The sequence below is a fragment of the Citrobacter sp. Igbk 14 genome (assembly GCF_028069825.1).
Taxonomy (GTDB): domain Bacteria; phylum Pseudomonadota; class Gammaproteobacteria; order Enterobacterales; family Enterobacteriaceae; genus Citrobacter.
This window is the reverse complement of sequence record NZ_JANEWM010000014.1, coordinates 1-23,047: the sequence shown is the minus strand read 5'-3', so window position 1 is coordinate 23,047 and position 23,047 is coordinate 1. Positions and strand designations below refer to the sequence as shown.

22 protein-coding genes, 2 tRNA genes and 1 rRNA gene are annotated in these 23,047 nt (G+C 52.3%); 7 read left to right on the top strand and 18 right to left on the bottom strand.

Features of this window, described 5'->3' with window-relative positions; translation table 11 throughout:
- Nucleotides 1-6: 6 nt before the first annotated feature.
- The 4 genes from wecA to trxA form a co-directional block, all read right to left on the bottom strand.
- Entirely contained in the window at nt 7-1,110 is a 1,104-nt protein-coding gene (gene wecA / locus NNN64_RS07660) for a UDP-N-acetylglucosamine--undecaprenyl-phosphate N-acetylglucosaminephosphotransferase (RefSeq protein WP_005133353.1), read from the bottom strand.
- A 239-nt stretch (nt 1,111-1,349) separates the two neighbouring features.
- A complete protein-coding gene (gene rho, locus NNN64_RS07655) occupies nt 1,350-2,609 on the bottom strand; it encodes a transcription termination factor Rho (RefSeq protein WP_002437993.1) in 1,260 nt (419 codons plus the stop codon).
- A gap of 78 nt (nt 2,610-2,687) precedes the next feature.
- Nucleotides 2,688-2,771 carry a rho operon leader peptide gene (locus NNN64_RS07650; RefSeq protein ID WP_101743114.1) on the bottom strand — a complete coding sequence of 28 codons (84 nt, stop codon included), beginning with the start codon at nt 2,769-2,771 and terminating at the stop codon, nt 2,688-2,690.
- A 176-nt stretch (nt 2,772-2,947) separates the two neighbouring features.
- Nucleotides 2,948-3,277 (bottom strand): thioredoxin TrxA, encoded by a 330-nt coding sequence (gene trxA, locus NNN64_RS07645; RefSeq protein WP_001280776.1) that lies wholly within the window; start codon nt 3,275-3,277, stop codon nt 2,948-2,950.
- Nucleotides 3,278-3,516: 239 nt separating this feature from the next.
- Between trxA and rhlB the strand changes: the two genes are divergently transcribed.
- Both rhlB and gppA read left to right on the top strand, forming a co-directional pair.
- A complete protein-coding gene (gene rhlB, locus NNN64_RS07640; RefSeq protein ID WP_137383183.1) occupies nt 3,517-4,785 on the top strand; it encodes an ATP-dependent RNA helicase RhlB in 1,269 nt (422 codons plus the stop codon).
- Between the two features lie 136 nt (nt 4,786-4,921).
- Entirely contained in the window at nt 4,922-6,403 is a 1,482-nt protein-coding gene (gene gppA, locus NNN64_RS07635) for a guanosine-5'-triphosphate,3'-diphosphate diphosphatase (RefSeq protein ID WP_271440995.1), read from the top strand.
- A 48-nt stretch (nt 6,404-6,451) separates the two neighbouring features.
- On the opposite strand, the gene rep is transcribed toward gppA, so the two are convergent.
- Nucleotides 6,452-8,473, bottom strand: a complete 2,022-nt coding sequence (gene rep / locus NNN64_RS07630) for a DNA helicase Rep (protein ID WP_271440994.1) — start codon at nt 8,471-8,473, stop codon at nt 6,452-6,454.
- Nucleotides 8,474-8,589: 116 nt separating this feature from the next.
- On the opposite strand from rep, the gene ppiC (NNN64_RS07625) reads away from it, so the two are divergent.
- Nucleotides 8,590-8,871 (top strand): peptidylprolyl isomerase PpiC, encoded by a 282-nt coding sequence (gene ppiC, locus NNN64_RS07625; protein WP_035896545.1) that lies wholly within the window; start codon nt 8,590-8,592, stop codon nt 8,869-8,871.
- A gap of 51 nt (nt 8,872-8,922) precedes the next feature.
- Nucleotides 8,923-9,204 carry a peptidylprolyl isomerase PpiC gene (ppiC, locus tag NNN64_RS07620; RefSeq protein ID WP_003017999.1) on the top strand — a complete coding sequence of 94 codons (282 nt, stop codon included), beginning with the start codon at nt 8,923-8,925 and terminating at the stop codon, nt 9,202-9,204.
- 76 nt (nt 9,205-9,280) lie between these two features.
- On the opposite strand, the gene NNN64_RS07615 is transcribed toward ppiC (NNN64_RS07620), so the two are convergent.
- The 3 genes from NNN64_RS07615 to ilvC all read right to left on the bottom strand — a co-directional run bounded on the left by NNN64_RS07615 (nt 9,281) and on the right by ilvC (nt 11,750).
- Nucleotides 9,281-9,646 (bottom strand): DUF1360 domain-containing protein, encoded by a 366-nt coding sequence (locus NNN64_RS07615; protein ID WP_137383186.1) that lies wholly within the window; start codon nt 9,644-9,646, stop codon nt 9,281-9,283.
- Nucleotides 9,639-10,082 carry an Rrf2 family transcriptional regulator gene (locus NNN64_RS07610; RefSeq protein ID WP_271440993.1) on the bottom strand — a complete coding sequence of 148 codons (444 nt, stop codon included), beginning with the start codon at nt 10,080-10,082 and terminating at the stop codon, nt 9,639-9,641. The genes NNN64_RS07615 and NNN64_RS07610 overlap by 8 nt, the downstream gene beginning before the upstream one ends.
- A gap of 192 nt (nt 10,083-10,274) precedes the next feature.
- Nucleotides 10,275-11,750 (bottom strand): ketol-acid reductoisomerase, encoded by a 1,476-nt coding sequence (ilvC, locus tag NNN64_RS07605; RefSeq protein WP_137383188.1) that lies wholly within the window; start codon nt 11,748-11,750, stop codon nt 10,275-10,277.
- A gap of 153 nt (nt 11,751-11,903) precedes the next feature.
- Here ilvC and ilvY point away from each other — a divergent pair, with 153 nt between their 5' ends.
- Nucleotides 11,904-12,794, top strand: a complete 891-nt coding sequence (gene ilvY / locus NNN64_RS07600) for an HTH-type transcriptional activator IlvY (protein WP_271440992.1) — start codon at nt 11,904-11,906, stop codon at nt 12,792-12,794.
- 32 nt (nt 12,795-12,826) lie between these two features.
- Here the strand turns inward: ilvY and ilvA are convergent, their stop codons facing one another.
- The 6 genes from ilvA to ilvL form a co-directional block, all read right to left on the bottom strand.
- Nucleotides 12,827-14,371 (bottom strand): threonine ammonia-lyase, biosynthetic, encoded by a 1,545-nt coding sequence (gene ilvA, locus NNN64_RS07595; RefSeq protein WP_271440991.1) that lies wholly within the window; start codon nt 14,369-14,371, stop codon nt 12,827-12,829.
- A 4-nt stretch (nt 14,372-14,375) separates the two neighbouring features.
- On the bottom strand, nt 14,376-16,226 hold the full coding sequence (gene ilvD / locus NNN64_RS07590; protein WP_271440990.1) for a dihydroxy-acid dehydratase: 1,851 nt from the start codon (nt 16,224-16,226) through the stop codon (nt 14,376-14,378).
- Nucleotides 16,227-16,286: 60 nt separating this feature from the next.
- A complete protein-coding gene (locus tag NNN64_RS07585; RefSeq protein WP_271440989.1) occupies nt 16,287-17,216 on the bottom strand; it encodes a branched-chain amino acid transaminase in 930 nt (309 codons plus the stop codon).
- A gap of 17 nt (nt 17,217-17,233) precedes the next feature.
- Nucleotides 17,234-17,497 (bottom strand): acetolactate synthase 2 small subunit, encoded by a 264-nt coding sequence (gene ilvM / locus NNN64_RS07580; protein WP_003018017.1) that lies wholly within the window; start codon nt 17,495-17,497, stop codon nt 17,234-17,236.
- Complete coding sequence (gene ilvG, locus NNN64_RS07575) at nt 17,494-19,140, bottom strand: acetolactate synthase 2 catalytic subunit (protein WP_271440988.1); 1,647 nt, start codon at nt 19,138-19,140, stop codon at nt 17,494-17,496. The genes ilvM and ilvG overlap by 4 nt, the downstream gene beginning before the upstream one ends.
- Before the next feature lie 139 nt (nt 19,141-19,279).
- Nucleotides 19,280-19,378 (bottom strand): ilv operon leader peptide, encoded by a 99-nt coding sequence (gene ilvL, locus NNN64_RS07570; RefSeq protein ID WP_001311244.1) that lies wholly within the window; start codon nt 19,376-19,378, stop codon nt 19,280-19,282.
- A gap of 352 nt (nt 19,379-19,730) precedes the next feature.
- Here ilvL and NNN64_RS07565 point away from each other — a divergent pair, with 352 nt between their 5' ends.
- Nucleotides 19,731-21,251, top strand: coding sequence for a YifB family Mg chelatase-like AAA ATPase (locus NNN64_RS07565; RefSeq protein WP_271440987.1), 1,521 nt, complete (start codon nt 19,731-19,733; stop codon nt 21,249-21,251).
- Between the two features lie 24 nt (nt 21,252-21,275).
- Here NNN64_RS07565 and maoP read toward each other — a convergent pair whose 3' ends face one another.
- Nucleotides 21,276-21,614 carry a macrodomain Ori organization protein MaoP gene (maoP, locus tag NNN64_RS07560; protein WP_003018025.1) on the bottom strand — a complete coding sequence of 113 codons (339 nt, stop codon included), beginning with the start codon at nt 21,612-21,614 and terminating at the stop codon, nt 21,276-21,278.
- A 106-nt stretch (nt 21,615-21,720) separates the two neighbouring features.
- On the opposite strand from maoP, the gene hdfR reads away from it, so the two are divergent.
- Complete coding sequence (gene hdfR, locus NNN64_RS07555; RefSeq protein WP_271440986.1) at nt 21,721-22,566, top strand: HTH-type transcriptional regulator HdfR; 846 nt, start codon at nt 21,721-21,723, stop codon at nt 22,564-22,566.
- 101 nt (nt 22,567-22,667) lie between these two features.
- On the opposite strand, the gene NNN64_RS07550 is transcribed toward hdfR, so the two are convergent.
- From NNN64_RS07550 to rrf, 3 genes are all read right to left on the bottom strand, one after another.
- A tRNA-Trp gene (locus NNN64_RS07550) sits at nt 22,668-22,743 on the bottom strand.
- A 52-nt stretch (nt 22,744-22,795) separates the two neighbouring features.
- A tRNA-Asp gene (locus NNN64_RS07545) sits at nt 22,796-22,872 on the bottom strand.
- Nucleotides 22,873-22,927: 55 nt separating this feature from the next.
- Nucleotides 22,928-23,043, bottom strand: a 5S ribosomal RNA gene (gene rrf / locus NNN64_RS07540).
- Between the last annotated feature and the right edge of the window lie 4 nt (nt 23,044-23,047).

Sequence of the window (23,047 nt, the reverse complement as noted above, 5' to 3'; positions counted from 1 at the left end):
CTCAATTCACTTGGTTAAGTTTGGTTTGCCTTCACGAATTCTTCGCAGTCTGCGCTTCACTCGCTTGATAAATCTCGCCACTTTCCAGGCACGCTTGATACAGTATCCGTAGAGGCCAAATGCCATTAAAAACAGCACCAGCATGGCCCATTCCGGAACCAAACGGAAATATTCAGCCAGCACACCGATCGATGCCAACACGGCCGCAGCCAGCGTAATCAGAACAAATGCCTGGCGGGAAGTAAACCCAGCCCGCATCACCAAATGATGAATGTGCTGGCGATCGGCTGAGAACGGGCTCATGCCCTTACGCAAACGCCGGTACATGATTGCCACCATATCCATCAATGGGATGGCGATAATCCACAGTGCGGTAACTGGGCTTATAGGATGCGTTTTGCCCTGCGTGGTTTCCAGCAGGATCCAGATGATGGTAAAACCAATCAGCGTACTGCCGGCATCACCCATGAAGACTTTATAACGGCGCCCAAGAACGCCCAAGTTCAGCAGAATATAAGGCAGAATGGCGGCGATCATCGCAAAACACCATACGGCCAGACTCGTCTGCCCATCGAACCACAGGATAAACCCCATCGCCGCGAATGAAACGCTGGACAGCCCACCTAGCAGGCCGTCAATGCCGTCCACCATATTGAAAGCATTAATTGCCGCCCAGACGGCAAACAGCGTCAGTAAATAGCCAAACGGACCAAGAATCATCTCCCAGGGGCCAAAAATATACCCAAGGCTAAGAAGATAGAGTTTGCCAACCGACATCATGATGATGCCGATCGCGGCCTGGATAGTTGCGCGAATTTTTACACTGATATCAAAACGATCGTCCAGCGCGCCAACCAAAACCAGCACGCCGGCACAGGCCAGATAGAGAGAAGCATGCGGGATGTAATAATCAGCAATCACAAACGTAAAGCAAATACCTGCGTAAGCCGAAATCCCCCCAACCAACGGGATCAATCCTTGATGCCGTTTGCGAAAGTTGGGTTTATCCACTAAACCAATCTTTTTTGCGACCTTACGCGCAAAGAAAAGAAACAGTGTTGTGAATAAAAAAATACTGATGAGATCAGTGCTTACTGTCAGTAAATTCACAATGCATGCTCTCAGAGAAAATTAATAGCAGAAGTATAACCACGAAGACCTTTATTCAGAAGGGAAACCCGCCTCCATATCCGATGGTTCTGTATAATTATCAACCACAAGATACAAATTACGAATCTTTTTCAACCTGGCGGTATGTCATACCGTATTATTGTTATTGTGTCGTTAAGATTACAGCTATAAAAGCAAAACGCCACGTAAAAACGTGGCGTTTTCGGATGATGTCTGAATTATGAGCGCTTCATCATATCGAAGAAGTCATCATTGGTCTTCGTCATCGCCAGCTTATTAATGAGGAACTCCATCGCATCAATTTCACCCATCGGATGGATGATTTTGCGCAGGATCCACATTTTCTGCAGCTCTTCCTGGGTGGTAAGCAGCTCTTCTTTACGGGTACCGGAACGATTGTAGTCGATAGCCGGGAAGACGCGTTTTTCAGCAATCTTACGAGAGAGATGCAGTTCCATGTTGCCGGTACCTTTAAACTCTTCGTAGATAACTTCATCCATTTTAGAGCCGGTATCGATAAGCGCAGTTGCGATGATGGTCAGGCTGCCACCCTCTTCCACGTTACGTGCCGCACCGAAGAAACGCTTCGGACGGTGCAGGGCGTTAGCGTCCACACCACCGGTCAGTACTTTACCGGAAGCCGGAACCACGGTGTTGTAAGCACGCGCCAGACGCGTGATGGAGTCGAGCAGGATGATAACGTCTTTCTTATGTTCAACCAGACGTTTCGCCTTCTCGATTACCATTTCCGCAACCTGAACGTGGCGAGATGCGGGTTCGTCAAAGGTAGAAGCCACAACTTCACCTTTAACCAGACGCTGCATCTCGGTCACTTCTTCCGGACGTTCGTCAATCAGCAGAACCATCAGCACGCAGTCCGGGTGGTTGTAGGCAATGCTCTGCGCAATGTTCTGCAGCAGCATTGTTTTACCCGCTTTCGGCGGTGCTACAATCAGACCACGTTGACCACGACCGATCGGCGATGCCAGATCCAGTACGCGCGCCGTTAAGTCCTCGGTAGAACCATTACCACGCTCCATACGCAGACGGGAGTTTGCGTGCAGCGGCGTTAAGTTTTCGAAGAGGATTTTGTTACGGGCGTTTTCCGGTTTGTCGTAGTTAACTTCGTTAACTTTCAACAGCGCAAAATAGCGTTCACCTTCTTTCGGCGGGCGAATCTTACCAGAAATGGTATCACCAGTGCGGAGGTTGAAACGGCGGATTTGGCTTGGGGAAACGTAGATGTCATCAGGACCGGCGAGGTAGGAGCTGTCTGCAGAGCGGAGGAAACCAAATCCATCCTGCAATATCTCCAGCACACCGTCACCAAAGATATCTTCGCCACTCTTTGCGTGCTGCTTCAGGATGGCAAAAATAATGTCCTGCTTGCGCATACGAGCCAGGTTTTCAAGGCCCATATTTTCGCCGAGAGTGATCAGCTCAGAAACCGGCGTATTCTTTAATTCGGTAAGATTCATAATGGTGTGAGTTCTTAAACTTGGGGTAAATCTCGAACTTAATGTTGTGAATGGTATGGCAGGGTCATCCATGCCTGTTTACGGCCATCGACTCATGTCTGTTCGCTGTCTGGTCACAGGAAAGTACGCAGAACTGAAACGACAAGACGGATTGAGTGACAAGGCCCTGAATCTGTCAACTTCTCGCACGAGAAACAACGGGAAGTATTGGATAAAGCTAGATTCAAACTTAATAAGGTATGTTTAATACGAAGTCAACACTAACTTAGCACGACTCAAGTCGGGCGTCCAGTCATCCGAATCATTTCGAAGTATGGCCGCCCGATCATGATACTTCCTTACGCTAAGTTAGCGTCGAGGAACTCTTTCAACTGACCTTTGGACAGTGCGCCAACTTTAGTCGCCGCAACTTCACCGTTTTTAAACAGCAGAAGGGTCGGGATGCCACGAATACCATACTTCGGCGCGGTGCCTGGGTTTTGGTCAATGTTCAGTTTAGCAACCGTCAATTTGCCCTGATATTCGTCAGCGATTTCATCCAGAATCGGAGCGATCATTTTGCACGGACCGCACCACTCTGCCCAGAAATCAACGAGGATCGCTCCGTCCGCTTTGAGTACATCCGTGTCAAAACTGTCGTCAGTCAGGTGAATAATTTTATCGCTCATAATAACTCCACAGGAATAAGCCTGGTGTGTTGGTGTTTACACATCATCCTTCAAGCCGCCTTTTTGTTGGCTGTGCGCTGTGTCCCAGTTACGTACTCAGTACGCTTCTGTGGACCCATTCACTTGCCATCTCGACGCATCATGAATGAATTGTGTACAGTATTAACCAACTAAAGGTTGACTTTATTTCACCGGATACGCTTTCGTAAAGCAATAGTAAGCTGATATTCTACCACACTATGAGCAAAACACATTTAACAGAACAGAAGTTTTCCGACTTCGCCCTGCACCCAAAGGTGATAGAAGCCCTTGAAAATAAAGGGTTTCATAACTGCACGCCCATTCAGGCCCTCGCGCTGCCGCTAACGCTGGCAGGCCGTGATGTTGCAGGGCAGGCGCAAACCGGTACCGGAAAAACGATGGCGTTCCTGACGTCAACGTTTCATTATCTTCTCTCTCATCCCGCGATTGCCGATCGCAAGGTGAACCAACCGCGTGCGTTAATTATGGCGCCAACGCGTGAGTTAGCCGTGCAGATCCACGCCGACGCTGAGCCGCTGGCACAGACCACTGGTCTGAAATTAGGCCTGGCTTATGGCGGTGATGGCTATGACAAACAGCTGAAAGTGCTGGAAAGCGGCGTCGATATTCTTATCGGCACTACCGGTCGTCTCATTGACTACGCAAAGCAGAACCATATCAACCTGGGCGCGATTCAGGTCGTGGTACTGGATGAAGCCGATCGTATGTACGATCTTGGCTTTATTAAAGATATTCGTTGGCTGTTCCGCCGTATGCCGCCAACCACTCAACGCCTGAACATGCTGTTTTCCGCAACCCTCTCTTACCGCGTCCGTGAACTGGCGTTTGAACAGATGAACAACGCCGAGTACGTTGAAGTTGAACCGGAACAGAAGACGGGCCACCGTATTAAAGAAGAACTCTTCTATCCTTCAAACGAAGAGAAAATGCGTTTGCTGCAAACGCTGATTGAAGAAGAATGGCCAGATCGCGCCATTGTTTTTGCGAACACCAAACATCGCTGTGAAGAGATCTGGGGCAGTCTTGCTGCTGACGGACATCGTGTAGGCCTGCTTACCGGTGATGTGGCGCAGAAAAAACGCCTGCGTATCCTTGATGAGTTCACCCGTGGCGATCTCGATATTCTCGTCGCGACCGATGTCGCGGCACGTGGCCTGCACATTCCAGCCGTAACGCACGTGTTTAACTATGACCTGCCGGATGATTGTGAAGATTACGTCCACCGCATTGGTCGTACAGGTCGTGCAGGCGCAAGTGGTCATTCTATTAGCCTGGCTTGTGAAGAGTACGCGCTGAATTTACCTGCAATCGAGACCTACATTGGCCACTCGATTCCGGTCAGTAAGTACAACCCGGACGCGCTGATGACCGACCTGCCGAAGCCGCTGCGCCTGACGCGCCCACGCCCAGGCAATGGCCCGCGTCGTACCGGCGGTGCCCCACGTAATCGTCGTCGTTCAGGTTAAGAAAAGTTATGCCATACACAAAATCATTCAGCCTGTATCAAGGCGGCAAGAAAACGAATCCCGATGAGCTTACTTTAGTCAGTGATTCGGGTGAGAGAACGCAGCCAACACAGATACAGGTTGAAGGATGAAGTGTATGAATTCTACTTCGCTGTATGCGGCAATAGATCTCGGCTCTAATAGTTTTCATATGCTGGTTGTACGCGAGGTGGCGGGAAGCATCCAGACGCTCACGCGTATCAAACGCAAGGTGCGTCTGGCTGCCGGCCTGAACAACGACAACGTTCTCTCCGCTGAAGCCATGGAACGCGGCTGGCAATGTCTGCGCCTGTTTGCAGAACGTCTGCAGGATATCCCACACCCGCAAATCCGCGTCGTCGCCACCGCGACACTACGTATTGCCGTAAACGCCAACGCGTTTATCGCTAAAGCACAAGAGATCCTCGGCTGTCCTGTCCAGGTGATTAGCGGCGAAGAAGAAGCCCGACTGATTTATCAGGGTGTCGCCCATACTACCGGCGGAGCCGATCAGCGCCTGGTCGTTGATATTGGTGGTGCCAGTACTGAACTGGTCACCGGTTCCGGCGCACAAACCACCTCCTTGTTTAGTCTGTCAATGGGCTGCGTTACCTGGCTCGAACGGTACTTCACCGATCGTAATCTGGCGCAGGAAAATTTTGACGAAGCAGAGAAGGCGGCGCGTGAGGTTCTACGCCCGGTAGCAGATAAACTGCGCTTTCATGGCTGGAAAGTCTGTGTTGGTGCCTCTGGTACCGTGCAGGCACTACAGGAAATCATGATGGCGCAGGGAATGGATGAGCGTATTACGCTGGCGAAACTCCAGCAGTTAAAACAGCGCGCCATTCATTGTGGACGCCTGGAAGAGCTGGAAATAGAGGGCCTAACACTGGAACGCGCATTGGTGTTCCCCAGCGGACTGGCCATTCTGATCGCTATTTTCACGGAACTGAACATTCAGTGCATGACCCTCGCAGGTGGCGCTTTACGCGAAGGTCTGGTCTACGGCATGTTACATCTGGCAGTGGATCAGGATATTCGCAGCCGTACGTTGCGTAATATTCAGCGTCGATTTATGGTCGATACTGAGCAAGCGCATCGGGTTGCCAATCTGGCGACTAAATTCCTCGATCAGGTAGAAAAAAAGTGGCATCTTGAAGCGATAAGTCGTGAACTACTGATTAGCGCCTGCCAGTTACATGAAATTGGGCTGAGCGTCGATTTTAAGCAGGCACCACAGCATGCGGCGTATCTGGTACGCAACCTCGATCTCCCGGGATTTACCCCCGCGCAAAAAAAACTGTTAGCCACGCTGTTATTAAATCAGACCAACCCAGTCGATCTCTCTTCGCTCCACCAGCAAAACGCCGTGCCTCCGCGTATCGCTGAGCATCTTTGTCGCTTGTTACGGCTTGCGATCATCTTCGCAAGTCGTCGCCGTGACGATTTAGTGCCCGAAGTTCATTTAGATGCAAGAGATGAACACCTTACGGTAACGCTACCTGCTGGATGGCTGGCGCATCACCCACTGGGTAAAGAGCTCATCGATCAAGAAAGCCAGTGGCAAAGCTATGTTCACTGGCCTTTAGAAGTGCACTAAACTTCAAGTATTGCCGGATGGCGCTACGCTTATCCGGCCTACAAAAACCTACTTCTCTTTTGCTTTGGCCATCATAGCCCGAATATTCGCGATGCTGGCTTGCCCCTTTTGCATCCGCTCCTCAGCGCTCACCACTTTACGCTCCTGTTCCCAGATTACGTCATCCTGTGGCAGTTCCAGCAGGAAGCGGCTCGGCTCCGGACGCACCAGCTCCCCGTATTGACGGCGTTCTTTGCACAACGTGAAGATAAGCTCTTTCTGTGCACGGGTAATGCCGACGTAGGCCAGACGACGCTCTTCATCAATGTTGTCTTCATCAATGCTGCTCTGATGAGGTAAAAAGCCCTCTTCCATTCCCACCATAAACACATAGGGGAACTCCAGCCCTTTTGAAGCATGTAGCGTCATCAGTTGCACCTGATCCAACTCTTCTTCGCTTTCTCCACGCTCCATCATATCGCGCAGGGTAAAACGGGTAACAACCTGAGTCAGGGTCATCGGCTCTTCCAGATCGCTGCCTTCCAGCATCTCCGTCATCCAACTGAACAGCGTGTTGACGTTCTTCATACGCATTTCCGCCGCTTTTGGGCTCGGCGAAGTCTCATACAGCCAGGATTCGTAATCAATGCCATGGATCAGGTCACGCACGGCGGCAATCGGTTCACGCTCCGCGAGGCGCTGGATTTCCCCTAGCCAGTGCGTAAAGCGGGTCAGAGAATCATAACCGCGGCCGGTCAGCGTCTGACTGAGCCCCATATCAAAACTGGCGGTAAACAGGCTTTTATTACGCGTCATGGCCCACTCACCCAACTTTTGCAGTGTCGCCGGGCCTATCTCACGCTTCGGTGTATTAACAATACGCAGAAACGCGCTGTCGTCATCCGGGTTGCTCAGCACGCGCAGGTAGGCGAGCAGATCTTTGATTTCCGGACGCGAGAAAAACGATGTGCCCCCGGAAATTTTGTACGGGATACGGTTCTGCATCAGGAATTTTTCGAACACTCGTGACTGGTGGTTGCCACGATACAGGATCGCATAGTCCTTATACTGCGTCTTATTCACGAAGTGATGAGCAATCAACTCCCCGGTCACACGTTCCGCTTCATGCTCTTCGTTGTTGGCACTCAGTACTTTCAGCTCAAGTCCGTAGCCCAGCTCAGAGAACAACCGCTTTTCAAATACATGCGGGTTATTGGCAATGAGGATGTTCGCGGCCTTCAGGATACGCCCGGAAGAACGATAGTTCTGCTCCAGCTTAACCACCTGCAGCGCCGGAAAATCTTTGCTCAGCAGCACCAGGTTTTGTGGACGCGCACCACGCCACGAGTAAATCGACTGATCGTCATCACCCACGACGGTGAAACGTGCACGGCTGCCCACCAATAACTTCACCAACTCGTACTGGCTGGTGTTGGTATCCTGATATTCATCCACCAGCAGGTAGCGAATCTTGTTTTGCCAGCGCTCACGAACCTCTTCATTACGTTGAAGCAGAAGCGTCGGGAGTAAGATCAGATCGTCAAAGTCAAGAACGTTACACGCCTTCATATGCGCGTCGTACAGACCATAGCAGTGCGCAAAAATACGATCGCGTTCGCCTTTAGCGCTGGCCGCTGCCTGCGCCGGGGTCATCAGATCGTTTTTCCAGTTGGAGATCGTGGAGATCAGCTGTTGGAGGATCAGTTTATCGTCCTCAATTAACCCTTCGGTCAGTTCCTTAAGCAGGGCGACCTGATCGGTATCGTCAAACAGCGAGAAGTTCGACTTCATCCCCAACGCCGCAAATTCACGCTTGATGATATCCAGCCCCAGAGTGTGGAAGGTGGAGATCATCAATCCACGTGCCTCTTTACGACCGAGCGTCTGCGCTACACGCTCTTTCATTTCACGGGCGGCCTTATTGGTAAACGTCACCGCCGCGATATGCCGCGCCTGATAGCCACAAACGCGAATCAGGTGCGCAATTTTATTGGTGATAACGCGCGTCTTACCGGAGCCCGCTCCCGCCAGCACCAGGCAAGGGCCAGTGACGAATTCGACGGCTTGTTGTTGTCCGGGGTTTAAACGCATAGGGGCATTGCTCAATCTGTAAACACGGGGGTGTGGATTGTAGCAGAAAGTCAGGCTGAGATTTACCCGCCGAATGGTAAAGTGTTGGGTAGCAAATCAACGATAAGAGTGACCTTATGGCAAAGAGCGCGGCAGCCCTGCACATCCTGGTAAAAGAAGAAAAACTGGCGCTGGAGATCCTCAGCAAACTGGAGCGAGGAATCAGCTTCGATCATCTGGCAAAACGCTATTCCCGCTGCCCTTCCGGGCGCAACGGCGGCGATCTTGGCGAGTTCAAGCAGGGAATGATGGTGGGGCCATTCGACGCCGCCGTTTTTAGCTGCCCGCTACTTAAGCCTTTCGGGCCGGTCAAAACCAAATTTGGCTATCACATCATCAAGGTGCTGTATCGGCGATAAGCCATGCTAAAATCGCCAGCCTTACAGACTCGCTTATAGAAAGGCTCGATCATGGCAAAAACAGCAGCAGCAGTGCATATCCTGGTGAAAGAAGAGAAACTGGCACTGGATCTTCTGGAACAGATTAAAAACGGCGCAGATTTCGGCAAGCTGGCGAAGAAGCACTCCATCTGCCCATCGGGCAAACGCGGCGGTGACTTAGGTGAATTCCGCCAGGGCCAGATGGTTCCGGCGTTCGATAAAGTGGTCTTCTCCTGCCCAGTGCTGGAGCCAACCGGCCCGCTGCACACTCAGTTCGGTTACCACATCATTAAGGTGTTGTACCGTAACTAAGGTGTATCCCCGGCATCGGCGTTGCCTCGTCCGGGCTACCGGTCGTTCGTAGCCCGGACGAGGCAACGCCGGATTTTTATTTCTGCGATTGCAGCGTCTGCTGGGCGTTATGCTTCATCACGTGGGTGCTAACCGCCGCCTGGAACACCTTAAACATCAGGCCGTTAATCAGCGTAGTGATAGTAATCACGATAAACGCCGTCATCACCCAGTCAATCAGCGCAAACCCGCTGTTCAACAGCGCCGGGCGATATACCGCCATCCCGCCAAATACCACCCAGTGGCTTAAGCAATAGAAGCAGTGGAATAAGTGCCCCATCAGCGCGTTCTTTTCCGTCGTCCATTCGCGAAACGCGGCAAACAGCTCCGTCTGCGTCACCGTCATCGAAATACTGCTCGCCGCCATCGCAATCATCAGGCAGGTGGTTAAATTTTCAATCATGGTCGTGGCCTTTGTCGTTGAAGTAGCTAATAAATTCGCTGCCGATATCCTGTAGCGTCAGGCGTTTAAAACGATCGAGGATCAGCGTCTGCGCATCGGCGAGCGTCTCTGACATCACCCGGTTTACCCCCTGTTCTACCAGGCACTGCGGGTTTTCGCTGCGGTTGCCCAACGCAAACAGCGCCGGTTCGCCGAGCGCCATGTAGATATCGTAAAGCGTGATGTCGCTAACCGGCCGACACAGCCGCCAGCCGCCATGGTGCCCCTTAGTGGCACAGACAATGTTGTTTTCCCTGAGCCCGGCAAGCAGCTTGCGGATGAATGCCGGATTGCCGTCGATAAAGGCAGCCATCTGTTCGGATGTCAGAGGTTTGTCCATCTGCTCCAGGTGAAGCAGGATGTGCAGCGTTGCTGAGAATGAGTTGTTTGTTTTCATGTAACTTACAATATTACATAAGATAGATATGAGCAATCCCAGAAATGATCATCTGTACAAATAAAAGCTATCTACATGATAAAAAGATGAATTTAGATGATAAGAGAGTGGAGCGAGCGATCCCGTCAAACGCAGATAAAAAAACGGCCCGGTAGCGAGACGCTGACCGGGCCGGATGATAACGAGGTTTTATTAGCCTGCTACTGCGATACGCTTCATATCGGTCATGTAGCCGCGCAGTTTCTTACCAACCTGCTCGATAGCGTGGCCGCGAATAGCTTCGTTCACGTCGCGCAGCTGGGCGTTGTCTACCGCGCCTTCAGCAATCGCTTTGCCCAGGTCGCCGGTCTGCAGAGTGGTCATGAACTCTTTCAGCAGCGGTACGCAAGCGTAAGAGAACAGGTAGTTACCGTATTCTGCGGTATCGGAGATAACCACGTTCATTTCGTACAAACGCTTACGTGCTATGGTGTTCGCGATCAGCGGCAGTTCGTGCAGTGATTCGTAGTAAGCAGACTCTTCGATGATGCCGGAATCCACCATGGTTTCGAACGCCAGCTCAACGCCCGCTTTCACCATCGCAATCATCAGAACGCCTTTATCGAAGTATTCCTGCTCGCCGATTTTACCTTCAAACTGCGGTGCGGTTTCAAACGCGGTTTTACCGGTCTCTTCACGCCAGGTCAGCAGCTTCTTATCGTCGTTAGCCCAGTCAGCCATCATGCCGGAAGAGAATTCGCCGGAGATGATGTCGTCCATGTGTTTCTGGAACAGCGGCGCCATGATCGCTTTCAGCTGCTCGGACAGCGCATAAGCACGCAGTTTCGCCGGGTTAGACAGACGGTCCATCATCAAAGTGATGCCGCCCTGCTTCAGCGCTTCGGTGATGGTTTCCCAACCGAACTGAATCAGTTTTTCTGCGTATGCCGGGTCGGTACCTTCTTCCACCAGCTTGTCGAAGCACAGCAGAGAGCCCGCCTGCAGCATACCGCACAGGATAGTCTGCTCGCCCATCAGGTCAGATTTCACTTCTGCAACAAAGGACGATTCCAGCACGCCAGCACGGTGACCACCGGTCGCCGCAGCCCAGGCTTTAGCGATAGCCATACCTTCGCCTTTCGGATCGTTTTCCGGGTGAACCGCGATCAGCGTTGGTACACCGAAACCACGTTTGTACTCTTCACGCACTTCGGTACCCGGACACTTCGGTGCCACCATCACTACGGTGATGTCTTTACGGATCTGCTCGCCCACTTCAACAATGTTGAAGCCGTGGGAGTAACCCAGCGCCGCGCCGTCTTTCATCAGCGGCTGTACGGAACGCACAACGTCGGAGTGCTGTTTGTCTGGCGTCAGGTTCACTACCAGATCCGCCTGCGGGATCAGCTCTTCGTAGGTACCCACTTTGAAGCCGTTTTCAGTCGCTTTACGCCAGGAAGCACGTTTCTCAGCGATCGCTTCTTTACGCAGGGCGTAGGAGATATCCAGACCGGAGTCACGCATGTTCAGGCCCTGGTTCAGACCCTGCGCGCCACAGCCGACGATGACCACTTTTTTACCCTGAAGGTAGCTTGCGCCGTCGGCGAATTCTTCGCGGCCCATGAAGCGACATTTGCCCAGCTGAGCCAGCTGCTGACGCAGATTCAGTGTATTAAAGTAGTTAGCCATGATGGTGTACTCCGTGATGTTGTGTGTCTTATTGTTCGGTTCGCGTTTCAGCGAGAATGAACCCACATTACAACAGGAAATTTATTGCGGAAATTGATATATTCACAACATCACATTGCAATTTATGCAACGTAGAAACCCGGAGGCTCGTCTGTGGATTTACGCGATCTAAAAACCTTCCTGCACCTGGCGGAAAGTCGCCACTTTGGCCGAAGTGCACGGGCCATGCACGTCAGTCCTTCTACGCTTTCCCGGCAGATTCAACGCCTGGAAGAGGATCTTGGTCAGGCGCTATTTGTCCGTGATAACCGCACGGTCACGCTCACCGAAGCGGGTGAAGAGCTGCGCGTTTTTGCCCAACAGACGCTGCTGCAGTATCAGCAATTACGCCATACCATTGATCAGCAAGGACCGTCGTTGTCCGGTGAACTGCATATCTTCTGCTCGGTGACTGCCGCCTACAGCCATTTACCACCGATCCTTGATCGCTTCCGTGCCGAACACCCGTCGGTGGAAATCAAACTCACTACCGGTGATGCCGCCGATGCGATGGATAAAGTGGTCACTGGCGAGGCTGACCTGGCGATTGCCGGGAAGCCAGAAACGCTGCCTGGCGCGGTGGCCTTTTCCATGTTGGAGAACCTGGCGGTGGTGCTGATTGCCCCGGCACTGCCTTGCCCGGTACGCAATCAGATTTCCGTAGAGGAACCTGATTGGTCCACGGTACCCTTTATCATGGCTGACCAGGGGCCGGTTCGCCGCCGCATTGAGCTGTGGTTCCGGCGCAATAAAATCAGCAATCCGTCAATTTACGCCACGGTGGGCGGTCATGAAGCCATGGTCTCAATGGTGGCACTGGGCTGCGGTGTGGCGCTGCTGCCGGAAGTGGTGCTGGAAAATAGCCCTGAACCGGTGCGCAACCGCGTGATGATTTTAGAACGTAGCGACGAGAAAACGCCGTTTGAGCTGGGCGTTTGCGCACAAAAAAAGCGGCTGCATGAGCCGCTGATTGATGCGTTCTGGAGCTTGCTACCTGGGCACTAATGCCGGATGGCGGCACAAGCGCCTTATCCGGCCTACCCTGCCAGAAAGAACCTGAACGCAGGGTTATGACTCTCATCATGGCAGTCGTAGCCCAGCTCATTTAGTCGCGTTTCAAAATCCGGCTCATGATCGCCCAGTTCAAACGCCGCCAGAACACGGCCGTAGTCAGTTCCATGACTGCGGTAGTGGAACAATGAAATATTCCAGTGCGTCCCCAGAGTATGCAGAAACTTCAGCAGCGCCCCCGGCGATTCCGGGAATTCGAAGCTGAACAGTCGCTCCTGCAAGGGTTTTGACGGACGTCCACCGACCATATAGCGCACGTGCAGTTTTGCCATTTCATCGTCGGAAAGATCCACCACACTGTAGCCACCCTCGTTGAGCAACTGAAGAATTTCCTTACGTTCCTCCAGCCCACGACTCAGACGTACCCCGACAAAAATACAAGCGTCTTTGGCATCAGCAAAACGGTAGTTAAACTCAGTAACCGAGCGCCCACCCAGCAATTGGCAGAATTTCAGGAAACTGCCCTTCTCTTCCGGGATGGTCACTGCCAGCAATGCTTCACGTTGCTCCCCGAGCTCGCAGCGTTCAGAAACGTAGCGCAGGCCGTGGAAATTAACGTTGGCACCAGAAAGCACATGCGCCAGCCGTTCACCGCGAATATTGTGCTGGGCGATGTATTTTTTCATTCCCGCCAGCGCCAGCGCGCCCGATGGCTCAGCCACGGCTCGCACATCTTCAAACAGGTCTTTCATCGCCGCGCAAATAGCATCGCTATCGACGGTGATAATGTCATCGAGATACTCCTGGCACAGACGGAAGGTTTCATCACCAATGCGTTTGACCGCTACGCCTTCAGCAAAAAGACCGACGCGTGGGAGATCCACCGGATGACCGGCCTCCAGCGCCGCTTTCAGGCAGGCAGAATCTTCAGCTTCCACGGCAATCACTTTAATTTGTGGCATCAACTGTTTAATCAGTACGGCGACACCGGCGGCCAGACCACCGCCACCGACCGGTACAAAAACGCGATCAAGATGGGCATCCTGCTGCAGTAATTCCAGCGCCAGCGTACCTTGCCCGGCAATCACCATCGGGTGATCGAACGGCGGGATCCAGGTAAAGCCTTGCTGTTGCGACAGCTCAATTGCTTTGGCTTTGGCTTCATCAAAGTTCGCGCCGTGCAGCAATACTTCGCCACCGAAACCGCGCACGGCATCGACTTTGATATCAGCGGTAGCCGTCGGCATGACAATCAGCGCTTTCACACCTAAACGCGCAGAGGAGAACGCCACGCCCTGGGCATGGTTTCCTGCTGATGCAGTGATCACGCCATGCGCTTTCTGCGCTTCAGTCAGTCCCGCCATCATGGCATAGGCTCCGCGCAGCTTGAAACTGTGCACGGGCTGTCGGTCTTCGCGTTTCACCAGAATGACGTTATCGAGGCGCGAAGAGAGCTTGTCCATTTTTTGTAACGGTGTGACCTGCGCCGCTTCGTACACCGGCGCACGCAGTACCGCTCTGAGATATTCAGCACCTTCCGGTGTGCCGGACAGGGGTTGTGAATCCGCCATCGTCTTAACCCCCCAGTTTCGATTTATCGCGCACCGCACCTTTGTCGGCGCTGGTTGCCAGGCTGGCATAGGCGCGCAGGGCAAAAGAGACCTGACGCTGACGATCTTTTGGTGTCCAGGCTTTGTCACCGCGTGCTTCCTGCGCTTCACGGCGCGCAGCGATTTCCGCATCACTCAGTTGCAGTTGAATGCCACGATTCGGGATATCGATAGCAATCATGTCGCCATCTTCGATAATCGCGATATTACCGCCGCTGGCCGCTTCCGGTGAAACGTGACCGATAGAGAGGCCCGAAGTACCGCCAGAGAAACGGCCATCTGTTATCAGGGCACAGGCCTTGCCCAGACCCATCGATTTCAGGAAGGTGGTTGGGTAAAGCATTTCCTGCATCCCTGGTCCGCCTTTCGGCCCTTCATAGCGAATAACTACCACGTCGCCGGCAACCACTTTGCCGCCAAGAATAGCCTCAACCGCATCGTCCTGGCTTTCATACACTTTTGCCGGGCCGGTGAATTTCAGGATGCTGTCATCCACGCCTGCGGTTTTCACGATGCAGCCGTTTTCCGCGAAGTTACCGTACAACACAGCCAGGCCGCCGTCTTTGCTGTAGGCGTGTTCCAGCGAGCGGATACAACCTTCGGCGCGATCGTCATCCAGCGTATCCCAACGGCAGTCCTGCGAGAACGCCTGGGTGGTACGGATGCCGGCCGGGCCTGCGCGGAACATCTTTTTCACCGCGTCATCTTTGGTCAGCATCACGTCATAGCGATCGAGCGTTTGCGGCAGCGTCAGACCCAGCACGTTTTTCACGTCACGGTTCAGCAGGCCTGCTCTGTCCAGTTCACCTAAAATGCCCAGTACGCCGCCCGCGCGGTGCACGTCTTCCATATGGTATTTCTGCGTACTTGGCGCCACTTTACACAGCTGCGGCACTTTACGAGACAGCTTGTCGATGTCACTCATAGTGAAGTCGATTTCCGCTTCCTGCGCTGCCGCCAGCAGGTGCAGAACGGTGTTGGTGGAGCCGCCCATTGCGATATCCAGTGTCATGGCATTTTCAAACGCCGCCTTGCTGGCAATGTTGCGCGGCAGAGCGGAAGCGTCATCCTGCTCATAATAGCGTTTGGTCAACTCGACAATACGCGAACCGGCATTGAGAAACAGTTGCTTACGGTCAGCGTGGGTCGCCAGCAACGAACCATTACCTGGCTGCGACAGACCCAGCGCTTCGGTCAGACAGTTCATCGAGTTGGCGGTGAACATCCCCGAGCAAGAGCCGCAAGTCGGACAGGCGGAACGCTCAACCTGTTCGCTTTGTGAGTCAGAAACTTTCGGGTCCGCACCCTGAATCATTGCATCAACCAGATCGAGCTTGATGATTTGGTCAGAGAGCTTGGTTTTTCCGGCTTCCATCGGGCCACCGGAAACAAAGATCACCGGAATATTCAGGCGCAAAGAGGCCATTAACATCCCGGGGGTGATTTTGTCGCAGTTGGAGATGCAGACCATCGCATCGGCACAGTGGGCGTTAACCATGTACTCGACCGAATCGGCAATCAGCTCGCGCGACGGCAGTGAATACAGCATGCCCCCGTGGCCCATGGCAATTCCGTCATCCACAGCAATGGTGTTGAACTCTTTTGCTACGCCGCCTGAAGCTTCGATTTGTTCGGCAACCAGCTTACCGAGATCGCGCAGATGCACGTGCCCCGGCACGAACTGGGTAAAGGAGTTCACCACAGCGATAATCGGTTTACCGAAGTCGTCATCGGTCATCCCGGTGGCGCGCCACAATGCGCGGGCACCCGCCATATTACGGCCATGGGTGGTGGTGGCAGAACGATACTTAGGCATGCTTGATTAACTCCCGTCTGTCTAATAATTGGGACGGTGCGTGCCGTCCCAAATTTATGTTTATTGATTAACCTGATCCAACCAGCCGTATTTATCTTCTGTTTCACCGGTGAAGAGGCCAAAGAAGGCTTGCTGGATGCGTTTGGTGACTGGACCGCAGCGGCCTTCACCGACCTGAATACCATCAACGCTGCGTACTGGTGTGATTTCCGCTGCAGTACCGGACATGAACACTTCGTCGGCCAGATACAGCGATTCACGGGAAAGTACCTGCTCACGCACTTCGATATCGAGATCTTTCGCCAGCTTAATGATCGCGTCACGGGTGATACCTGGCAGCGCGGAAGAGGTAAATGGCGGGGTGAACAGAATGCCGTCTTTAACTTCAAACAGGTTTTCACCGGCACCTTCGGAGATGTAGCCATTCACGTCCAGCGCAATACCTTCCTGATAACCATGACGACGCGCTTCGCTACCCACCAGCAACGAAGACAAATAGTTACCACCCGCTTTAGCCGCAGTAGGGATAGTGTTTGGTGCAACACGGTTCCAGGAAGAAACCATGGCATCAATCCCCTGATCCAGAGCATCTGCACCGAGGTAAGCCCCCCATGGGAACGCAGCAATAATCACATCAGTGGTGTATCCCGCAGGCGGGTTAACGCCCATACCTACATCGCCAACAAAAACTAGCGGACGGATATAGGCGCTGGTCAGATTGTTTTTGCGGATCACCGCGCGGCACGCTTCCATCAGTTCATCAACGCTCTGAGAGACCGGAAAACGATAGATCTTGGCTGAATCACGCAGACGCTGCATATGTTCGCGATGACGGAACACCACCGGCCCTTTGTGAGAGTCGTAGCAACGGATGCCTTCAAATACCGAAGTACCGTAATGCAGCGCGTGGGACATCACGTGAACCTTCGCGTCTTCCCAACGAATCATCTCGCCATTAGACCAAATGTAATCAGCTTTTTTCGTCGTCATTTTTCTTCCTTTTGCGCTCAGGCGCGGATTTGTTGTGATGTGGTTGTGCTCTGGCAGATAGCAACGTGTGCAACATCTACCAGTTTACTTAACTGACTAAACAGTAAGTCGACCGACCGGGGGCTGGCAACGGTCAATTCGATATTTATATTCTGCGCATCGCTGGCGGCTTCCATATTCATGGAGCACACCTGAAAACCACGATGGCGTACCACGCGTAAAACACGTTCTAACGTTTCCGGATTGAAACGAGCCTCAACGGCGACCTGATGTTGCATCATGATAATTTCTCCAGCATTTCTGAGTTGCTGGCACCTGGTGGTACCAGAGGCCAGACATTCTCAAGTTCGTCGATTGAGACATGAAGCAGGTATGGCCCCTCACTGTTCAGCATAGTGTCGAGAGCCGCTTCAACCTGGTCTTTACGGATGATGTGTTGACCTGGGATGCCGAAGGCACTGGCCAACATGAGGAAATCGGGGTTATCGGTAAGGGTAGTTTCGCTATAACGTTCCTGGAAAAACAGCTGCTGCCATTGTCGAACCATGCCTAACCGTTGGTTGTCGAGTAAGACGATCTTCAACGGCAATTGCTTGCGTTTTACGGTGCCCAGCTCCTGTACATTCATCATGAAGGAACCGTCACCGGAGATACAGATTACCGTATCGTTCGGGCGAGCTACCTGCGCGCCAACCGCAGCAGGTAAACCAAAGCCCATCGTTCCCAGCCCGCTGGAAGTAATGAAATTTTCCGGGCGGGTATAGGTCATATGCTGTGCCGACCACATCTGATGCTGGCCAACATCCGTTGTAACAACGCTATCCGCAGGTTTACGGTCCGACAGTTGTTTTAACAACAACGGCGCATAGATGGCCTCACCCGGATGGTCGTAGCGCCAGGTATGCTCTGCGCGCAGTTCTGCACTGTGCTGACGCCAGGCGTCAACGTTCAGAGGTTGTTGTAATGCCGGTAACAGCGTATTTAAATCGCCCTGTAACGCTACGTGCGCCTGACGCAGTTTGTTCATCTCAGCCGGATCGATATCCATGTGGATCACGCTGGCGTTCGGAGCGAAGGTGTTCAGCTTGCCAGTCACCCGGTCATCAAAACGAGCCCCGACAGCGATCAGTAAGTCGCATTCCTGCACCGCAAAATTCGCGGCCTTGGTTCCGTGCATCCCCAGCATTCCCAGGTAATACGGATAATCAGCGTCAACGGCGCCCAGACCTTTCAGCGTACAAGCGACCGGTAATTGGGTCTGCGCGATAAATTCACGCAGGGCAGGAACCGCCTGCGCCATACCAACGCCCCCCCCTACGTACAGGATTGGTTTTTGCGCCTGCGCCAGCATGTTACGCGCCTGCTCAACGTCAGCATGAGGGAATGCGGCCGCATCTTCTACGGTCGTGAAATACGGTTCCAGCGTACCGCTGGCTAACTGGATATCTTTCGGGATATCAACCAGAACAGGCCCCGGACGACCGGAGTTCGCCACGTTGAAAGCTTCCGCCATAATGCGCGGTAACTCTTCCAGTGACTGGACCAGGAAGCTATGTTTGGTGCAGGACAGCGACATACCCAGCACGTCCACTTCCTGAAACGCATCGGTTCCGATGAATGGTGCAGCAACCTGGCCGGTGATGGCCACAACAGGAACGGAATCTAACAGCGCATCAGCAAGACCCGTAATCAGGTTGGTAGCACCTGGACCGGAAGTGGCGATGCATACACCGGTTTTACCTATAGAGCGGGCATAGCCAATAGCCGCCATCGCCGCGCCCTGCTCATGACGGCACAACAGGTGTTCTACGCCGCCGTCATACAACGCATCGTAAACCGGCATAATTGCGCCACCAGGATAACCGAAAACGGTTTTAACCCCTTGTGCACGCAACGCATGTACCACCCACTGAGCCCCATTCATAGTTACATCCCCGCCGTAAATCTTGAGAAACAGAATTTTATGCTACTGTTCACTTTCTGCTCCTCGTATCTGTTTTTAAGGTCAAAAAAAACCCCCGGACCTTTCGGTGCGGGGGTCTTAGTTCGTTAAGGCTTGTTTTCTAAGCCTTTCCTCGTCCAAGTGCAGCCCCGCACGGTGGGATAATAATCACCACCACGCTAATCACGACCAGGCTAATCACTCGTAGAAGGGCTGTCATTTTTGTATTTTCTTGCATCTTGTTCGAAGGAATGCCTAAAGAGTTACCATAGAATTTGCGAATAGCACAAGATATTTTTGTTTTCATTTTTCTGACGCCGTTAACGGTTTAGATAAATACCGTTGTTTTTTATACAAAAAATATAAAATGAAAATATTTCACGTTTCAGCGCATCAGCACAATCTGCGATCCCTTCTCTCAGCACACTCATACGCATTTGCGAGCGAGATTCCAGACATAGTGCAAACAATACCTGAGTACACAAAAACACAGGAATAAGCATCTAAAAACACCAATTATGCAGAATCTTGCCAATATCTATTGAGACATAATATTCCTATCAGGAGGGGTTATGTCACTATCGATTGTTCACACACGCGCCGCCCTCGGCGTGAATGCACCAGCCATTACCATCGAAGTACATATTAGTAATGGCCTGCCTGGTTTAACCATGGTGGGGTTACCTGAAACGACAGTGAAAGAGGCTCGCGATCGGGTACGCAGTGCAATTATTAATAGCGGGTATGAATTCCCCGCCAGGAAGATAACCATCAACCTGGCTCCGGCTGACCTCCCCAAAGAAGGGGGACGATATGATTTACCTATCGCTGTTGCGCTTCTGGTCGCTTCTGAGCAGCTTACAACCCATAATCTCGATACTTATGAGCTGGTAGGCGAATTAGCGCTTACAGGCGCTTTACGTGGCGTTCCAGGCGCTATATCAAGCGCAACCGAAGCGATTCGTGCAGGCCGGCGCATCATTGTCGCTAAAGAGAATGCCGCAGAGGTTGGCCTAATACACGGTGAAGGGTGCCTGATTGCCGATCACCTTCAGGCGGTATGCGCATTTCTGGAAGGAAAGCATGATTTAGACAAACCGCAATCTGCAGACTTTACCGCCGCACCTTCACCAGAGGATCTCAGTGATGTCATCGGTCAGGAACAGGGTAAACGAGGGCTGGAGATCACCGCCGCTGGTGGTCACAACCTCCTGTTTATCGGCCCACCAGGGACGGGCAAGACCATGCTGGCCAGCCGCCTCAGAGGACTGCTTCCTCCACTTAGCAACGATGAGGCGCTGGAAAGTGCAGCGATCCTCAGTCTGGTCAATTCCGATACGATACAAAAACAGTGGAAGCAACGCCCTTTTCGTTCTCCCCATCACAGTGCTTCATTAACCGCAATGGTGGGGGGTGGTTCTATTCCCACCCCGGGAGAGATCTCCCTGGCGCATAACGGTATATTATTTCTGGATGAATTACCTGAGTTTGAGCGACGCACGCTGGATGCACTACGCGAGCCTATTGAGTCTGGACAGATCCATTTGTCCCGCACGCGGGCTAAAATAACCTACCCAGCGCGTTTTCAACTGATTGCTGCTATGAATCCCAGCCCAACGGGCCATTATCAGGGGAACCATAACCGCAGCAGTTCAGAACAGACGCTGCGTTATCTCAATCGACTATCAGGGCCTTTTCTTGACCGCTTTGATCTCTCCCTCGAAATCCCCTTGCCACCCCCAGGCATACTCAGCCAGTGCGCGGTGAAAGGAGAAGACAGCGCTACGGTAAAACAACGCGTTCTGGCTGCACGGGAACGTCAGTACCAGCGGCAAAATAAGTTAAATGCGTATCTGGACAGTCAGGATATACATAAATTTTGCATGCTTCGTAGAGATGATGCGCACTGGCTTGAGGACACGTTAGCTCGTCTTGGATTGTCCATCCGCGCCTGGTTACGTCTGATAAAAGTCGCACGTACAATTGCGGATATTGAACAGTGCGACCATATCACCCGCCTGCACTTACAGGAGGCCGTTGCTTATCGGGCGATAGATCGGTTATTAATTCACCTGCAGAAATTACAGGCATAAAAAAAGGGCTTACGCCCTTTTTTATCAATCATCAGATTCGGTGTAATCTTCTGCACCTTCTACCTGAGGTTTCCCGCCAGACAGAGTGTGGAAGCGTTTCGGACGCTTAATACGCGTCATGTACTTGGACCACACACGTTCAGCTTCAGTAACCGGTTCACGTTCACCGCGGCATACCGCAACAAACAATTTTTCTTCTTCAGTTACTGGCTCACGTTTGCCCAGATCCAGCTCGTTGAAGGCATAGCCATGACGCTCGAGCAGCTGTGCCTCTTTAATGGTGAAATCACCATGACGGGAGAATCCGCGGGGGTAATATTTATTGTCGAAATATCGATTAGTCGTCGTAAAGCTTTCCGCCATCCTGCACGCTCCTAATTCTTTGGCCGAGCTATTTATGGCGCGGAGTATTAGTTACGCTTGACAGAGCGTCAAACAAAAGATTTAAATCATCACGACAAATAATTTTATGGAGCGCGTTGTGGATACGGAATTGTTAAAAACTTTCCTGGAAGTTAGCCGGACACGCCACTTTGGCAGGGCTGCTGAAGCGCTCTACCTGACCCAGTCGGCAGTAAGTTTTCGGATCAGACAACTGGAAAATCAACTGGGTGTGAACCTGTTCACCCGACACAGAAACAATATTCGTTTGACCGCTGCAGGTGAAAAATTATTGCCTTACGCAGAAACGCTGATGAATACGTGGCAAGCAGCACGTAAGGAGGTCGCGAATACCTCACGGCACAACGAGTTTTCGATCGGTGCCAGTGCATCCCTTTGGGAATGCATGCTCAATGACTGGTTGCGGCGTTTATACCAATCTCAGGAGCCACAATCCAGCCTGCAGTTTGAAGCGCGAATCGCTCAGCGCCAGTCGTTAGTAAAGCAGCTCCATGAAAGACAACTGGATCTGTTAATTACGACAGAAACCCCAAAAATGGACGAATTTAGCAGCCAACTGTTGGGATATTTCACGCTGGCGCTTTATTGTAGTGCCCCTTCGCAAACCAAAGATGAACTGAATTATCTGCGTCTGGAATGGGGACCGGATTTTCAGCAGCACGAAGCGGGATTGATTGCAGGAGATGAAGTACCGGTACTTACCACCAGTTCTGCAGAACTGGCAAGACAGCAACTTTCTGTAATTAAGGGGTTTAGTTGGCTTCCCGTCAACTGGGCCAGAACCAAAAGCGATCTTCACACGGTTACTGACAGTACGACGCTTTCACGTCCGCTATATGCGGTTTGGCTGCAAAATAGCGACAAACATGCGCTAATTCGTGATTTGCTGAAAACAAATATTTTGGAAGATTAATGAAAACGCTGGCAAGGATGCCGGGAAACAATGAACAGGAAGATCCCGAACAAAATGTTCAGGTAAAAAAAATCCTTAGCAAAAATGCTAAGGATTGTTTCTGGCAGGGGCGGAGAGACTCGAACTCGCGACACCCGGTTTTGGAGACCGGTGCTCTACCAACTGAGCTACGCCCCTAAATTTTCTTATCATTAAGCCTGCTTAGTAGCAGGCTTAATTTTCTAATGAGTGGCGGAACGGACGGGACTCGAACCCGCGACCCCCTGCGTGACAGGCAGGTATTCTAACCAACTGAACTACCGCTCCACCGAATTTCTTTGTCACCACCCGGATTATTCATCCCGGTTTACTGCAATTTGATGCCTGGCAGTTCCCTACTCTCGCATGGGGAGACCCCACACTACCATCGGCGCTACGGCGTTTCACTTCTGAGTTCGGCATGGGGTCAGGTGGGACCACCGCGCTACAGCCGCCAGGCAAA